Here is a 14,966-nt window from a genome sequence, read left to right as displayed (position 1 = left end):
CGGATCAGGGCAGCAGGATCTGCCGCCCCGTCCAGGGCGCGGCGCGTTCCAGCTCGGCCGCCAGGCGCAGGATCTGGTCCTCGCGTCCGAAGTGCCCGAAGAGCTGGCTGGCCACCGGCACCCCTGATTCCGTCCAGTCCAGCGGCAGGCTGGCCGCTGGCTGGCCCGAGGCGTTGATCACCGCCAGGAAGGTCGCATAGCGCGACACCTTTTCGCGGAACGCCCAGAACTCGCCTTCCAGCGCCAGGTCGCCCAGCTTGGCGGGCAGTTGCGCCAGCGTGGGCGTCAGCACCAGATCGACGTCCGTCATGGCCGACTCGATGGCGCGGCCGATCGCATGGAAGCGGTTGATCGAATCCACGTATTGCGTGGCGGTCAGTTCGCGGCCCACCGACAGGCCGTCGCGGATGACCGGCTCCAGGTCGTCGTCGCGCAGCTCGCGGCCGCGGATTGCCAGGCGCGCCTGCACGGCCAGCACGATGTTCGTGGCCAGCACGGTGCCGTGGGCGCGGACGAATCCCGAATAGTCCAGGTCCGGCAACGGCGCGTCGACGACCTCATGCCCCAGTTCCCGGCACAGGCGGGCCGTGCGTTCGACGGCGGCCAGGCATTCCGGCGCGATGGGGATGCCGTTCCAGGCCTGGCGCCACACGGCGATGCGCAGGGGCTCGCGGCGTTGCTCGCGCACCGAATCCAGATACGAGCCCGGCGCGGGCGGCGCGGCGTAGGGCGAACCCGGCGCATAGCCGCTGATCCCGTCCATCGCCGCCGCGGTATCGCGCACGCTGCGCGTCAGCACGCCTTCGCAGGCCATGCCGCCCCACCCTTCGCCGCGAGCCGGCCCCATCGGCACGCGGCCGCGGCTGGGCTTTAAGCCAAACACGCCGCAGCAGGCAGCCGGGATGCGGATCGACCCGCCGCCATCGCTGCCGTGTGCCACCGGCACGATGCCTGCCGCCACTGCAACCGCGGCGCCGCCGCTGGAACCGCCGACCGACCGGTCCAGCGCCCGCGGGTTCAGCGTGGCGCCGCCGTTGCGGCGCGCCTCGGTGGACGGTCCCATGCACAGTTCCGATACCGTGGTCCGTGCGAATGGGATCAGTCCCGACGCTTCGAAGCGCTGGGCCAACGTCGCGTCGAACGCGTATTCCGTGTCGTCGAACAGCGCCGAACCCAGGCTGGACGGAAAGCGCACGCTCGGCAGACCCGAATCCTTGAGCAGAAACGGAATGCCGCGGAACAGGCCGCGCTCGGTCCAGCCGCCGGCCAGTTCGCGGCCCGCTTCAGGCTGCACGTAGGTCAGCGCGTTCAATGGCGCGCCGCGTTCTTCGGCCAACTGCAACGCGCATTCCATCAGCTCGGCCGGCGTCACCTGTCCGCGCGCCAGCAGCCCCGCCAACGCCAATCCGTCCTGCCCTTCGTACTCGTCTGTCCGCATGACTTCCCTGCAACCTTGATGCGCCTGGTTGGCCGGCGCGATAGCCCGCATCCGATTCGATGCCCTGCTTTTGCCACCTACTTTTCAGGTATTGTTTAGCAATACCGATGTAGTTCATAAAAATATTCTAAGCGAGCAACTTCGGGGCACGCAACGCGCGATGCATCAGGGATTTCCCGCGATGGCGGGCTTGTCGAGGCGTTGGCGCGTTGTGGTGCGGACATCGGTATTGCCGATCGCAGCGCCGCCCCCAATAATTTCCGCACGCCCGAATTCCCCTCCTCTCATCGGCAAGGAAATACGCTCATGCACATCCTGGTTGCTGGCTTCCAGCACGAGACCAACACCTTCGCGCCCTCCAAGGCGGGCTACGACAACTTCGTGCGCGGCGAAGGTTTTCCCGCGATGGTGCGGGGCGCGGACATGTTGGCGCTGCGCGAGGTCAACATTCCGGCCGGCGGCTTCATCAACGCGGTAGCCGCGGAAGGCCACACCGTGCAGACCGTGATCTGGGCAGGCGCCAGCCCGTCTGCCCATGTGACGCGCGACGCCTACGAACGCATCGCCGGCGAGATCCTGGACGCGGTGCGGGCGGGCGGCTTTGACGCCATCTATCTGGACTTGCACGGCGCCATGGTCACGGAACATCTGGACGATGGCGAAGGCGAACTGCTGGCCCGCGTGCGCGAGATCGTGGGATCGGACGTGCCGGTGGTCGCCAGCCTGGATCTGCACGCGAATGTGACCGCGCAGATGCTGCAAAGCGCCGACGGCCTGGTGGCATTCCGCACCTATCCGCACGTGGACATGGCCGACACCGGCGTGCTGGCCGCGCGGCTGCTCATGGCGCGCATGCAGGCCGGCGGCAAATGGACCCGCAGCGAACGCCGCCTGCCCTTCCTGATTCCCATCAACGGCATGTGCACGATGCTCGAACCCTCGCAGGGCGTGTATGCGCTGCTGGGTGAACTAGAACAGACGCCCGGCGTGGCCTCCATCTCCTTCGCGCCGGGCTTTCCCGCCGCGGATTTCCCGGAGTGCGGGCCGGTGGTGTGGGCCTACGGCACGGACGCCGCCGCGGTCGAGCAGGCCACGGAATCGCTGTATGCGCGCGTGCTGGCGCTGGAACCCGAGTGGTCGCCGGACTTTCTGGAACCGGCCGAGGCGGTGCGCCGCGCGCAGGCCCTGGCCGCGGAAGCGACGCGGCCCGTCGTCATTGCGGACACGCAGGACAACCCCGGCGCGGGCGGCGACGCCAACACCACCGGCATGCTGCGCGCGCTAGTGGAAGCGGACGCGCAGAACGCGGCGCTGGGCTTGCTGTACGACCCCGACGTGGTGCGTCAGGCAACAGCGGCAGGCGTCGGCGCGACCGTCGCGCTCAAGCTGGGCGGTCAGTCCGGCGTCACGGGCGACGCGGCCTTTGAAGGCGAATTCGTGGTCGAGGCGTTATCCGATGGGAGGCTGCGCTTTGACGGACCGATGATGAACGGCATGGACGTCGACCTGGGCGGGACGGCCACACTGCGGATCGGCGGCGTGCGGGTGGTGGTCAGCGCCGGCAAGGCGCAGATGCTGGACCGCAACCTGTTCCGCGTCGGCGGCGTGCAGCCCGAGGATATGGCGATACTGGTGGTGAAAAGCTCGGTGCATTTCCGGGCCGACTTCCAGCCCATCGCGCACGAGGTGCTGGTGGCCAAGGCGCCCGGCCCGATGCAGGCCGATCCCGCGGATCTGCCATGGACGCGTCTGGCGCCCGGGATGCGGGTGCGGCCGCAGGGGCGGCCGTTCGCGGCGGCGTGAGAACGGCATGGCCGGCGCAAAGGCGCCGGCCATGTCGACGAAGGCGGCCACCGTGGCCGCTATCAATCGGTATTACTTCAACTTGCCCTGCGGGCTGACGAAGTCTTCCAGCGTCAGTCCCTTTTCCTTCAGGATCGCCTCCAGCAGCGGTTGCAGCTTGCCCAGGCTTTCCTGAACGGTCTCGCGCACGGTATCGACGATGACCTGCGTGCTGCGCTCGATCTCGATGTTGACCGCGTCGCCCACCTGCTTGTCCTCGAAGACCGTCATGCGGCGCGTCTCGGGAATCAGCCAGACCTCGAACCAGCCTTCGGCGCGGTTCACTTCCGACACGGTCAGGCTGGCGCCGTTGATGGCGATATAGCCCTTGGCGAACACGTATTTGCGGAAGGCCTCGGGAATGCTGAAGCGCATCAGGCGATTGGTGTCCGACGACTTCACCATCAGCACCTGCGACGTGAAGTCCACGTGGCCCGACAACGGATGGCCGCCGATCTCGGCGCCGTCCTTGGCCGCGCGCTCTACATTCGCGCTGTCGCCCTCGCCATAACTGCCCAGCGTGGTGATCGCCAGGCTTTGCAGCATGACGTCGAACGTGGCTTGGTTTTCGGACAGGATTTCCGTGACGGTCAGGCAGACGCCGTCCGTCGACACGCTGGCGCCGATGGCCAGGTCAGTGCAGAAACCAGGGGGAAAATCCAGCGTGAAGGTGCGCAGGCCTTCGCGATCCGCGATCTTTGCGATCTTCGCGGTGCCTTGAACAATACCGGTGAACATACGGATCCTGAAAGCGGGGCGGCAGGCCCCGGAAGCAAAACATCAACGTTAACCGATATTTTGTCCGGGTCCTTGCTGGGGGCCGCTGCCCGGGCCATTGCCCGGGTCCTTGCGCGAACGCGGCGCCCCCGCGCCCGGATCAGTGGCGGATCGCGATGGTCTTCAGGCTGGTGAAGCCGTACAGCGCCTCAAAGCCCTTCTCGCGGCCGTAGCCCGACTGGCGCGAACCGCCGAACGGCAGTTCCACGCCACCGCCCGCGCCGTAGTTGTTGACGAACACCTGGCCGGCGCGCAGCTTGCGGGCCAAGCGCATCTGGCGGCCGCCGTCGCGCGTCCACACGCCCGCCACCAGGCCATACAGCGTGCCGTTGGCGATTTCCAGCGCTTCTTCCTCGGTGTCGAACACCATGGCGGCCAGCACCGGGCCGAAGACTTCTTCCTGCGCCAGGCGGCTGTCGGGCGGCACATCGCGGAACAGCACGGGCGTCTGATAGAAGCCGGCCTCGGGCGTGCCGTCCTTCAGCTTGCCGCGCGCGGCGACCTTCATGCCTTGCGCCTCGGCTTCGGCCAGGAAGCCGCGCACGCGGTCCTGCTGGCGCGCGTTGATCAGCGGACCTACGTCCAGGTCGGCGGCGGCCGGGCCGGTCACCGTGGCGGAAAACGCTTCCGACAGGCGCTTGAGCACGGTTTCGTACACGCCGCGCTGGATCAGCACGCGGCTGCCGGCCGAGCACGTCTGGCCGGCGTTCTGGATGATGGCGCCCAGCAGCACCGGCATCGCGGCGTCCAGGTCGGCGTCGTCGAACACGATCTGCGGCGACTTGCCGCCCAGCTCCAACGTGACGGGCACGTGGTTCTCGGCAGCGGCGTGCGCGACCATCTTGCCGGTCTGCGGCGAGCCCGTGAACGAGATGTGGTCGATGCCCGGATGCGCGGACAGCGCAGCGCCGGCCTCATGGCCGTAGCCGGTGACGATGTTCAGCGCGCCGGCGGGCAGGCCGACTTCGGCGGCGATCTCGGCCAGCTTCAGGAGCGACAGGCACGCGTCTTCAGCGGGCTTGACCACGCACGCGTTGCCCGCCGCCAGCGCCGCGCCGACGCTGCGGCCGAAGATCTGCAGGGGGTAGTTCCACGGCACGATGTGGCCGGTGACGCCATGCGGCTCGCGCACCGTCAGCACGGTGAAGCCCGGGGTGTAGGGAATGGTCTCGCCGTGCAGCTTGTCGACCGCGCCGGCATAGAACTCGAAATAGCGCGCCACGGCGGCGGCATCGGCGCGCGCCTGCTTGATGGGCTTGCCCGTGTCGGCCGATTCCAGCTGCGCCAGTTCCTCCTGGCGGTCCAGCAGCGCAAAGGCAATCTTCATCAGCAGGCGGCTGCGGACGGCGGGCGCCATCTGGCCCCACTCGCCTTCGAACGCCTGGCGCGCGGCCTGCACGGCGCGGTCCACGTCGGCCTCGTTCGAGCGGGCCAGTTCCTCGAAAGGCTTGCCATCGGACGGGTTCAGGACGGGAATGGTTTCACCGGTGGCCGCGGCCACCCATTGGTTGGCGATAAAGTTCTTCTGAGTCACGATGTGCGGAGTAAAGTAGCGGCCGAACGGCCGGTTGGGGGAAGCTGCATGTCTCGGAGCGCTTGCCAGCAGCTGGGCCGGCCGCGCCGCCTGCGCGTCGTGCGCGCGGGCGTTGTGGTTTGAATGGCAAGGTACGGGAGGCCTCCGCAACTTGTCAATTGAAATGACAGCTTTAATCCCAACCTTCAGGATATTTTTCTGGATGATCGGGTTATCCCTAATATTTCAGGGGCTTAGCGGCCCGCCGGTTAGTCATGCCGCATGACAACCTGTCCCTACTTGAAGGAGCGCCCGATGAGCAACGTACGTGACCCGCAGCTTGAATCGCTGCTGGCCGCGGCCACCCGCCCCCGTCCCGAACTGGACGTGCTGGCCGAGGTGGCGTCAGGCCTGGGCTATGTCCGCGCCGAGCGCTTTGCCGAGCGCGTCTACGAAAGCCTGTTCTATGCGATCGCCACCGGCAAGATCGCCCCCGGCAACAAGCTGCCCACCGAACTGGAACTGGCCGCGCTCTTTGAAGTGTCGCGGCCCGTCGTGCGCCAGGCGCTGGACCGGCTGCGTGAAGACCAGCTCGTGGACTCGATCCGCGGATCGGGCTCCTACGTGAAGTCCAAGCCGGACCTGATGGGCGGCATGCCCGCCGTGGACCCCGCGCGCCGCGTGGGCCACATCCTGGAAGGCCTGGAACTGCGCATGGTGATCGAGCCCGAATGCGCGCACCTGGCCGCACTGCGCCGCACACCCGAAGACCTGCATGAAATGGACCGCATGCTGACCGGCTACGAAGAGGCCGACGCGTCCGGCGCCATCGCGCACCATCACGACTATGGCTTTCACCGCGCCATTGCCACGGCCACGGGCAACCAGCGCTTCGTGCAGGTGCTCAAGTCGCTGGAATACGACGTGAGCCACGCCGTGAACGTCATGCGCCATCTGGTCCACAGCGAACCCTGGAAGCGCACACGCGCCGCCATCGACGAACACCGCCACATCTACAAACTGATCCGCGATCAGGATGCCGAGGGCGCGCGCAACGTCATGCGCGCCCATATCGAAAAAGCCCGCAGCCGCATGCTAAATAGCGGCTCGGAACACTGAGCAGGAAGCCGTACCCCATGTCATCGCAACGCCCGCAACTGAACCTGAACCAGCAACTCGTCATCGTCACCGGCGCCAGCCGCGGCCTGGGCGCCGCCATCGCGCAGGCCTTCCTGCGTGAAGGCGCCAATGTCGTCATCAACTACCTGAACAGCGCAGAGCGCGCCGAGGCTCTGGCGGCTTCCGCCCCGGACCGCGCCCTGGCCGTGCAGGCCGACGTGCGCGACCCCGCCGCCGTCGCCGCCCTGGTCGCCCGCGCCAGCCAGCACTTTGGCCAGCCGGTCAGCACGATCGTCAACAACGCCCTGCCCGCCTTCCAGTTCAACGGCGACGCCCGTCCCCACGCCGACACGCTGGACTGGGCGCAGATGAACGCCCAGATCGAAGGCAGCGTGCGCGCGGCGCTCAACACCACGCAGGCCGCCCTGCCCGGCATGCGCGCCGCCGGCGGCGGCCGCATCATCAACGTCGGCACCAATCTGGTCCAGAACCCCGTCGTGCCGTACCACGACTACACCGCCGCCAAGGCCGCGCTGCTTGCCTTTACCCGCACCCTGTCCCACGAACTGGGCGCGGACGGCATCACCGTCAACATGGTGTCCGGCGGCCTGCTGCGCACCACCGACGCCTCGGCCGCCACCCCCGACGCCGTCTTCGACATGATCGCCGCCGGCACCCCGCTGCGCGAAGTCACCACGCCGGAGCAATTCGCCGACGCGGTTCTGTTCTTCGCCAGCCCCTGGTCGCGCGCCGTGACCGGGCAGAACCTGATCGTGGACGGCGGTTTGGTAAAGGGTTGATTGCCGCATCCGGGAAGCCCCCCGGATGACGCTAATGCGTCGTGTGTTACGGTGGACCGGCAAATCCACCGCAACCCAGGAGGCAAGATGAAGTCACAGATCAGTTATCGAAAGCTCGACGGCAGCGACGGCGTGGCGCTGGTCAATGGCGGGATATCCGACAGCCAGCAAGCAAAGCAGGAACTGGCGAATTGGCTGGACTTGCCGGCGGCGGACGCGGCGGGCGGAAATCCGGACGATGTCGACGGCCGGCTGCGGCGCGGCGGGATTGAACCAGGGTCGGTCGAGTTCAATCACATCAGCGAATAGCAAAAGCCAAAACCCCGATTCGCAGGAATCGGGGTTTTTGTTTGTGCGTGTCTGACACCTTGCGGCGGCGGTGGAGCTCCGCTGGCCGGTGTCTGACACCGCAATGAGACGCTGCCCCGAACTGGCGATCGCCTCCCGCGGGTGTCAGACACCTAATATGCGCAGGCCGGGCAAAAAAGCGCGTCATGGCGGCGCGGTATCATTCCGCATCTGCATGGGGCGGCCTCGCCCCCCCGAATTGCTCTCGTTTCAACGACACCATCGAAGCGGGATTTGAAGCCATCGGCCCGTCACGCCGACGCGATGCCGCGAGAGCCGCGTAAACAAACATCTGAACAAAACATGAAACTCGCAACTTGGAACGTCAACTCCCTGAACGTGCGCCTGCAACAGGTCCTCGACTGGCTCGCCGCCAATCCCGTCGACGTGCTGTGCATCCAGGAACTCAAGCTCACCGACGACAAGTTCCCCGAGGCGGCATTCAAGGAAGCCGGCTACCACGCTGTGTGGGCCGGCCAGAAAACCTATAACGGCGTCGCCATCATTTCCCGCGTGCCCGGCACGACGATGGTGCGCAACATCCCCGGCTACGAAGACCCGCAGCAGCGCGTCCTGGCCCTGACCTTCCCCAGCCCCGAAGGCGACGTGCGCGTCGTCTGCGCCTACTGCCCCAACGGCCAGTCGGTCGGGTCCGACAAGTACGCGTACAAGCTGGAATGGTTTGAAGCCATGCGCAAATGGCTGGCTGAAGAGATCAAGCAATTCCCCCGCCTGGCCGTGCTGGGCGACTACAACGTCGCGCCCGCCGACGAAGACGTGCACAACCCCGAAAAGTGGGAAGGCCAGGTCCTGGTGTCCGAACCTGAACGCCAGGCCTTGCGCTCGCTGATCGACGTGGGCCTGACCGACTCGTTCCGCCTGTTCGAGCAGCCGGAAAAGTCGTTTACGTGGTGGGATTACCGCCAATTCGCGTTCCGCCGCAACGCCGGACTGCGCATCGACCACGTGCTGCTGTCCGCCCCCCTGGTCAAGCGTTGCACCGCCTGCGTGATCGACAAGGAACCCCGCCGCAACGAGCAACCGTCAGACCACGCGCCGGTCATCGCCACGCTCGCATTTGTCTGAAAAATATCGGCGCCGACGCGTGTTGCGCAGCCGGGGGGAATTCCTGTATATTTCTGGTCTTGCTTGATTTGGGGCGGTAGCTCAGCTGGGAGAGCGTCGCGTTCGCAATGCGAAGGTCGGGAGTTCGATCCTCCTCCGCTCCACCAAATTCCAGACGGAAAAGCCTTGGACACTTTTTGTGTGCCAAGGCTTTTTTGTTTCTACGGGCAGAATCTCTACGGCCCGTAGGTGGAACCTACAGCCCGCCTATGGAGCCGCAATATTTGTACGGCAAGCGCGACGGCGCTTGACCGTTTCACCGGCAAGGCTTCAACGTGTGCAGATCCAGCAGCGTGAACCGCCCCCCGTCCAGCCAACCCCCCGTGTCGATGTAATACACATTGCCCAACTGCGCCGGCTTGCGCAGCGTCATGTGCCCGTGGACCACCGCACGGACGTTTCGGACAGGTTTGGCATATTGCATTCGATAGCGGTCGATGGACCACAGGCACGCGTCTTCATCGTCCAGACTGAAGCCGGCGCCATGAATGGCTTGCCAATCGTCATAGGGAAAGTCGGCATGCACCAGACCGACGACACCGCCCGGCGTTTCCACCTCGATGGCCAACGGCAAGGCATTCAGGCATGTAGCGATGCGGACCTGGGTGTCGCCATCGCACGCGTCCAGCCATTCCCCGCCATGGAGGCGATGATCCACGTCGGGAATGGGGTTGTTCATGGCGCGCCGCCACGTCATGAGGTCGTGATTCCCGCAGATCGCGTGAAACCAGGGGCGCTCCAGCCAAGCCAGAACCTCGGCGGACTCTGGCCCGCGATCGACGAGATCACCGACGGCGAACAAGCGGTCATGCTCAGGGGAAAACCGGGCTGCGGCAAGCGCGGCTTCAAGCCGGCCGAAATGGCCGTGAATGTCGCCGACGGCGAGATCGCGGCCTTTGGTGTTTAGACCAAAGCGCTCTACACGCAGATTTCCGGACCTTTGAGCTGCTTCCATGCGGCTTTTCACCCTTACCCTTCCCTGGCGTTGAGGCGCTGTTCCAGCGTCCCAATGGATTGCAACACATCTTGGATCTCGGGCAGCGCGCCGAAAACCATTCCTCCCATCGCCACGTAATCGCGCGCTAGCGATTCGCTCATGGGCTGCGACGGCGCCAAAGTGAAAGAGCCGCGCTGCGCCAGGTCCAGCCCCAGATCGCCGCTGCCGAAGAACATCCGCGCGTGCAGCGCGCAGTCCTGAGCCAAATCCTGGTCGGCCAACCACGTACTGATGTCCGGGTGCTGCAATAGGCGGTGGATGTCGTAAAAGTGACGCGAGACCCGCTGCCCGCCCTGGCGTAACTCCCCCGGCGGTCATGCCATTGGCGCGCCCCGTGCAAGATGATGATCTTGTCCCAAAACGTGCGCTCGGGCTTAACGGTTGTGACGTCGCGCACCGCCATGTCCAGATCGGCCAAATCGTCAGCGATATAAGGAATGACGGTGGCCGACTCGTGCGGGTCCAACGCCGACTTGGCGCCTGCCTCAATCTTTACAGCGGAACGAATGTAGTCGCCCTCCGCAGACGTCACGGCGGGATACCAGAACAGCAACGTCTGCCGGTCGGGATCTTCAAGGTCCAGCTCCACACGGAATTGGTCGGTGAGCATGATCCGATTTGCAATCTCGCCCAAATGCACTGCCATCACCTCGGCAATGTATTGCCGGCAGGCGTCGCGGATGCGATCGAGACGGACGCGGCGTTGTTTGCCGCTCAAGGCGTGGAGGTCCGACACCTCGATGGGCTCGCCGATATCCTGGCGAAACACCGTAATGTCTATGTCCTCGGAAAAGCGCGAAATCAGTCCGAATGATTTGGACAGCGACGTGCCGCCCTTGAACAGCAAACGCGGCCCCTTGGACGGCAAGCCGTTGAACAGGGCATCCAGGACCCAGCACACCCAGAAGTCTTTTTCGACATGTTGAACGGCGGTGCCCAAACGCGCGGCCGTGGTCAGAAACAAGCCGCGACGCTCTGCGCCGCTCGCCTGAATGACCGTCTGGAAATTCAAATTCATGCCGAGGTCCCACTGCGCGACTGGCGCTATCTGGAGACCGTCATTGTCTCCTCGGGCGCACCTACCTGTGGAGTGCAACCGGGCAATTCTCGGACCACGTCCTGCATCCACGCGGGCAAGGTGCTGAATCCCGCCGATATGTCTTGGCGAATGGCAGCTCCTTGAGGAGAGTCTGCCAGGATGGCAGACAGCCGTTTGAGGATGTTGGGTTTGTTGGCGGGCAAAGTGTCTTTGAGCCAGTGCAACGCCTGCACAACGCGCATTGCAGGCCTTCCGGCCCAAAACAAACGGCTTGGAGCAGTGAGCTTGAACTGAATCACCAGATTGTCGAACCGGATGGCCCGCCGGCGAGCATCGGTATGAATCGTGACGTGCGCGGGCACGGCATGAGTCAGTCCCAGATCGTTCGCTGCGGTCATGCCATCGACCAGCAAACGCAACTGATCCCGACGGGCGATCGCATCCAGCACCGCGCGATAGTCCGGGACTGCGGCCTTTTTCGTCAGGCTGTTTACTCTGGGCCGGTCATACAACCCACGGTCGATCCGGCGCAATTTCCCGGCGGCAGCAAGGCGCTGCAGCGCCTTGTCCACCGCGTCGCGGCCACCCAGATGGGCGAAGTCAGCCGCGCCCCAGACATGGCCGGGCCTGGCGGCCTCCATGCTGGCCTCAATCTGTCTTGATATCGTTCATAGCGCATCCTTGTCCGATATTTGTATATCTTTTTCGGACAGACGGCAAATCTGTCCGAAATTTGTAGGCCAATTTCGGACGGTGTGATTACTACGCCCCCCTCAAACCGTCTCCTTATCCAACCGCCGCACCGCCGCGCTCAGCGTCGAGAAATCAAACTCCTTCCGTCCGCGCATCACCAGCCGGATCAGCACCGTCGTCACCACCGGCACAAACGCCGCCAGCAGGAACGATTCCAGCAGGAAGGTCGGCTTGTCCCCCGGCGCGGGGAAGAAGAAAAGGCCGGCGATCAGCCCCGTGATGGTGGCCGTGGTCGCCGTGAATCCATCGTGCTTGCGGCTGAAAAGCCCGTAAAACACCGGGAAGGCGGCGGCCGAGCACAGCAGGTCGGCCAGCAGGAACAGGTACAGCACGCTGTAGCCTTGCGACGCCACGATCATCACGGGGATCGCCATCAGCAGCACCAGCCACCGCGCCAGGCGCTTCATGGTGGCGCCGCCGGCGTTGGGCATCAGGCGGCGCAGGTCGACCGCAATGATGCTGGACACCGCGCTGATGGCGGTGTCGGCGGTGCTCATGACCAGGGACAGGCCCAGCGGAATCAGGGCAATGACGAACCACGCCGGGGCGTGCGGCATGATGACGCTGAACAGCGCGATCGAGCTGTCGCCCTCGGGCGCCAACCCGACAAAGGCCAGGCCGAACAGGCCCATCAAAAAGATGAACGGCGCCACCAGCACGCCGCCCAGCAGAAAGCCGTTGCGCATCGTGCGGGTGTCGCGGGCGGCGTAGATGCGTTGCCAGTTGCCCTGATGGAAGATGCCGGTCAGCAAAATGGCGACAAAGAAGGTCAGTCCCGCCTTCACGCCCACCGGGTCGGTCAGGTCCAGCAGTTGCGGCGCCTTGGCCTGCAGGGCTTCGATGGTGGGCAATGCGCCACCGGCCGCCTGCCAGCCGACGACGCACAGCACCACCAGCAGCGGCACGATGATCATCATCTGCACCTGATCGGTGAAGATGGACGAGCGCAGGCCGCCGTAGGTGGTGTAGAGCAAGGTCGTCCCCATCACGATGGCGGCGGTGGCCCACAGCGGCACGGGCGCCAGCATCGCGACCAGCTTGGCTATGGCGGTAACCTCGGCCGACAGCGCGATGAACAGGTAGAACAGCATGATGAAAAGCGCCAGGCCGTACATGGGCCGGCCGTAGCGCGCCATCAGGAATTCGGTCAGCGTGTGACCGTGCGGGATCAGTTCGCGCATGCGCCGGCCCAGCGGAATCATGACCAGGCGCGGCGACATCGACCCGAGCGCGTAGCCGATCACGGCGGCCAGCCCGCCCCAGGTTGCGGCCTGCGCCGGCGAAAAGAGAATCCATGCGCCCAGCGTGGACGCCATCAGCGTCAGGATCGTGCCAAATGACCCCTGGCTGTTGCGCGCGACGATGTAGTCTTCCAGGGTGCCGCGCTTGCGCCGGGTGTACAGCACGCTGGCCACGGCGAAGCCGCCCGAGAACAGCAGCAGCCATACCAGGGCGGTGGTTTGGGTCAACATGAAGGTCGGTCCTCCCGCGGGCGGCCTGAGGCCGGACGCGTAACGCGGCGGCCCGCCGTCAGGGAGCCGCGAGATGAATGGAATCAGGGAGGGCGCGCGAGAGACTTGCGGAGTCCTTCCCTTCGCCGGCATTACCCGGATCAGGTTCAAAGGGTTACCGCATAGACGCGGAATCTCAGCCCGTACAGGGCTCCCCCAGGAATTGCCGCAAGGTTAGGAGAGCGGCGCGGCGATGTCAACGCGCGGCGTGAGAAACGTAGGGCCGGGCATGCCGGGCAGGCGCCGCGGCCGCGCAAGCCCCGCCCACCGCAACCGCGCCCGCCCGCCCGCCGTTTTATGCTAAGTTCGCCCGCTTGCGGCACCTGCGGGCGTGCCGGACGCGGCAATCAATGACGCAATCAATGACGCAACTGATGACGCAATCGACGAGCTGATCGCCATGATGCACCTGAACCTGTTCATTTTCGGCTGCGGCCACCATCGCGCGGCCTGGCGCCACCCGGACTCGGCGGCCGAGCGGCTGGGCGACATCAGCTACTACGAAAGCCTGGCCCGCACGGCCGAGCGCGGCAAGCTCGACGCCATTTTCTTTGCCGACGGCCAGTCGATGGACAACATCGGCGACGGGCCGCGCTGGTATCTCGAACCGCTCACCACGATGGCCGCGATCGCCCGCGCCACCACCCGCATCGGCCTGATCAGCACGGTTTCCAGCACGTTCTTCACGCCCTTTCATGCGGCGCGCATGGTGGCCTCGCTGGATCACATTTCCGGCGGCCGCATGGGCTGGAACGTGGTTACCTCGATGTTCGACGCCGAGGCGCGCAATCACGGGTACGAAGCCATGCCCGGCCACGACTGGCGCTACGCGCGCGCCGAGGAATTTGTCGACGTTGCGCTGAGGCTGTTCGACTCGTGGGACGACGACGCGCTGGTCATCGACCGCAACGGCCACTTCGGCGTGCCGGACCGCCTGCACAAGATAGATCACCATGGCGAACACTTTCTGGTGGACGGCCCGCTTACCGTGCCGCGACCGCCGCAGGGGCATCCGGTGCTGTTCCAGGCGGGCGCCTCGGATCAGGGCCGCGATCTGGCGGCGCGCCGCGCGGAAGCCATCTATGCCGTGGCCTACGACTTGCCCGCCGCGCAGTCCTATTACCGCGACATCAAGCAACGTGTCCGGGCCGCTGGCCGCGACGCGTTCGTGCCCATCATGCCGGGCCTCGTGACCTATGTCGGCTCGACCGAAGCCGAGGCCCGCGCCAAGCAGCGCGAATTGGACGAACTCCTGCCCGCGGACGCCTCATTGCGCCAACTTGGGACGTTCGTCCTGCAGGATTGTTCGGGCTGGGAACTGGACGCGCCCGTGCCGCCCCTGCCTCCGCTGCCCGAGTTCACAGGTCCCAAGGGCCGTTACGGCACCATCCTGCGCATCATCGAAACCGAGCAGCCCACCGTGCGCCAGTTGCTTGGCCGGCTGGCCGCGGGCGGCGGGCACTGCACGATGGTGGGCACGCCGGAGCAGATCGCGGACCGGATGGAACATTGGTTCAGGAATGAAGGCGCCGACGGCTTCAACCTGATGCCCCCGTCACTGCCGGGCGGCATCGACGACTTTGTGGAGCAGGTGGTGCCGGTGCTGCAACAGCGCGGACTGTTTCGTAAGGACTACGAACACGCCACGCTGCGCGGGCATCTGGGCCTGGAACGACCGGGCCGCTGAGAGGGCAGACGCCGGAC

The 14,966-nt window shown here is 65.7% G+C and carries 13 protein-coding genes, 1 tRNA gene, 1 pseudogene and 1 riboswitch; of the genes and pseudogenes, 7 read left to right on the top strand and 8 right to left on the bottom strand.

The genetic code is table 11. The features are described 5' to 3' along the window. Positions 1–4: 4 nt before the first annotated feature. Positions 5–1,438 (bottom strand): amidase, encoded by a 1,434-nt coding sequence (locus tag HV681_RS17095; RefSeq protein WP_175124170.1) that lies wholly within the window; start codon positions 1,436–1,438, stop codon positions 5–7. Positions 1,439–1,744: 306 nt separating this feature from the next. Between HV681_RS17095 and HV681_RS17090 the strand changes: the two genes are divergently transcribed. Beyond that, positions 1,745–3,241, top strand: a complete 1,497-nt coding sequence (locus tag HV681_RS17090) for a M81 family metallopeptidase (protein WP_175124169.1) — start codon at positions 1,745–1,747, stop codon at positions 3,239–3,241. A gap of 72 nt (positions 3,242–3,313) precedes the next feature. Here HV681_RS17090 and HV681_RS17085 read toward each other — a convergent pair whose 3' ends face one another. Together HV681_RS17085 and HV681_RS17080 are read right to left on the bottom strand one after the other, a co-directional pair. Next, positions 3,314–4,018 carry a riboflavin synthase gene (locus HV681_RS17085; protein ID WP_056569982.1) on the bottom strand — a complete coding sequence of 235 codons (705 nt, stop codon included), beginning with the start codon at positions 4,016–4,018 and terminating at the stop codon, positions 3,314–3,316. Between the two features lie 139 nt (positions 4,019–4,157). After that, positions 4,158–5,594 (bottom strand): aldehyde dehydrogenase family protein, encoded by a 1,437-nt coding sequence (locus HV681_RS17080; protein WP_175124203.1) that lies wholly within the window; start codon positions 5,592–5,594, stop codon positions 4,158–4,160. A gap of 291 nt (positions 5,595–5,885) precedes the next feature. Between HV681_RS17080 and HV681_RS17075 the strand changes: the two genes are divergently transcribed. The 5 genes from HV681_RS17075 (at position 5,886) to HV681_RS17055 (ending at position 9,069) form a co-directional block, all read left to right on the top strand. Then, positions 5,886–6,689 (top strand): FadR/GntR family transcriptional regulator, encoded by an 804-nt coding sequence (locus tag HV681_RS17075; RefSeq protein ID WP_175124168.1) that lies wholly within the window; start codon positions 5,886–5,888, stop codon positions 6,687–6,689. 17 nt (positions 6,690–6,706) lie between these two features. After that, positions 6,707–7,489, top strand: a complete 783-nt coding sequence (locus tag HV681_RS17070; RefSeq protein ID WP_175124167.1) for a 3-oxoacyl-ACP reductase — start codon at positions 6,707–6,709, stop codon at positions 7,487–7,489. Between the two features lie 87 nt (positions 7,490–7,576). After that, positions 7,577–7,798: a hypothetical protein gene (locus HV681_RS17065; RefSeq protein ID WP_175124166.1), complete on the top strand. Its 222-nt coding sequence runs from the start codon at positions 7,577–7,579 to the stop codon at positions 7,796–7,798. A gap of 342 nt (positions 7,799–8,140) precedes the next feature. Beyond that, the gene (xth, locus tag HV681_RS17060) at positions 8,141–8,923 is read left to right on the top strand and encodes an exodeoxyribonuclease III (protein ID WP_175124165.1); all 783 of its coding nucleotides are present in this window, start codon (positions 8,141–8,143) and stop codon (positions 8,921–8,923) included. Positions 8,924–8,993: 70 nt separating this feature from the next. After that, positions 8,994–9,069, top strand: a tRNA-Ala gene (locus tag HV681_RS17055). Between the two features lie 149 nt (positions 9,070–9,218). Here the strand turns inward: HV681_RS17055 and HV681_RS17050 are convergent. From HV681_RS17050 to HV681_RS17035, 5 genes and pseudogenes are all read right to left on the bottom strand, one after another. Continuing rightward, positions 9,219–9,917, bottom strand: coding sequence for a metallophosphoesterase (locus HV681_RS17050; protein ID WP_175124164.1), 699 nt, complete (start codon positions 9,915–9,917; stop codon positions 9,219–9,221). Between the two features lie 14 nt (positions 9,918–9,931). Then, the gene (locus HV681_RS27865; protein ID WP_254595000.1) at positions 9,932–10,207 is read right to left on the bottom strand and encodes a hypothetical protein; all 276 of its coding nucleotides are present in this window, start codon (positions 10,205–10,207) and stop codon (positions 9,932–9,934) included. Between the two features lie 122 nt (positions 10,208–10,329). Further along, positions 10,330–10,977: pseudogene (locus HV681_RS27860) on the bottom strand (nucleotidyl transferase AbiEii/AbiGii toxin family protein); the annotation flags it as partial. 26 nt (positions 10,978–11,003) lie between these two features. Next, positions 11,004–11,639 carry a DUF6088 family protein gene (locus HV681_RS17040; RefSeq protein WP_175124163.1) on the bottom strand — a complete coding sequence of 212 codons (636 nt, stop codon included), beginning with the start codon at positions 11,637–11,639 and terminating at the stop codon, positions 11,004–11,006. 132 nt (positions 11,640–11,771) lie between these two features. Beyond that, positions 11,772–13,223 (bottom strand): sodium:solute symporter family protein, encoded by a 1,452-nt coding sequence (locus tag HV681_RS17035; RefSeq protein WP_175124162.1) that lies wholly within the window; start codon positions 13,221–13,223, stop codon positions 11,772–11,774. A 100-nt stretch (positions 13,224–13,323) separates the two neighbouring features. Further along, a riboswitch (TPP riboswitch) is annotated at positions 13,324–13,430 on the bottom strand. Between the two features lie 232 nt (positions 13,431–13,662). On the opposite strand from HV681_RS17035, the gene HV681_RS17030 reads away from it, so the two are divergent. Then, positions 13,663–14,949 carry an LLM class flavin-dependent oxidoreductase gene (locus HV681_RS17030; RefSeq protein ID WP_175124161.1) on the top strand — a complete coding sequence of 429 codons (1,287 nt, stop codon included), beginning with the start codon at positions 13,663–13,665 and terminating at the stop codon, positions 14,947–14,949. The last annotated feature ends 17 nt before the right edge of the window (positions 14,950–14,966 follow it).

Origin of the sequence: Achromobacter animicus, assembly GCF_902859585.1 — a bacterium.
Lineage (GTDB): Bacteria > Pseudomonadota > Gammaproteobacteria > Burkholderiales > Burkholderiaceae_B > Achromobacter > Achromobacter animicus.
This window is presented reverse-complemented; position numbering and strand designations above follow the sequence as displayed.

What these genes read in the sequence shown, in the direction of transcription:
- HV681_RS17095 (WP_175124170.1), bottom strand. Translation starts at nt 1,438, where the DNA reads ATGCGGACAGACGAGTACGAAGGGCAGGACGGATTGGCGTTGGCGGGG.
- HV681_RS17090 (WP_175124169.1), top strand. Translation starts at nt 1,745, where the DNA reads ATGCACATCCTGGTTGCTGGCTTCCAGCACGAGACCAACACCTTCGCG.
- HV681_RS17085 (WP_056569982.1), bottom strand. Translation starts at nt 4,018, where the DNA reads ATGTTCACCGGTATTGTTCAAGGCACCGCGAAGATCGCAAAGATCGCG.
- HV681_RS17075 (WP_175124168.1), top strand. Translation starts at nt 5,886, where the DNA reads ATGAGCAACGTACGTGACCCGCAGCTTGAATCGCTGCTGGCCGCGGCC.
- HV681_RS17070 (WP_175124167.1), top strand. Translation starts at nt 6,707, where the DNA reads ATGTCATCGCAACGCCCGCAACTGAACCTGAACCAGCAACTCGTCATC.
- HV681_RS17065 (WP_175124166.1), top strand. Translation starts at nt 7,577, where the DNA reads ATGAAGTCACAGATCAGTTATCGAAAGCTCGACGGCAGCGACGGCGTG.
- xth (WP_175124165.1), top strand. Translation starts at nt 8,141, where the DNA reads ATGAAACTCGCAACTTGGAACGTCAACTCCCTGAACGTGCGCCTGCAA.
- HV681_RS17050 (WP_175124164.1), bottom strand. Translation starts at nt 9,917, where the DNA reads ATGGAAGCAGCTCAAAGGTCCGGAAATCTGCGTGTAGAGCGCTTTGGT.
- HV681_RS17040 (WP_175124163.1), bottom strand. Translation starts at nt 11,639, where the DNA reads ATGGAGGCCGCCAGGCCCGGCCATGTCTGGGGCGCGGCTGACTTCGCC.
- HV681_RS17035 (WP_175124162.1), bottom strand. Translation starts at nt 13,223, where the DNA reads ATGTTGACCCAAACCACCGCCCTGGTATGGCTGCTGCTGTTCTCGGGC.
- HV681_RS17030 (WP_175124161.1), top strand. Translation starts at nt 13,663, where the DNA reads ATGATGCACCTGAACCTGTTCATTTTCGGCTGCGGCCACCATCGCGCG.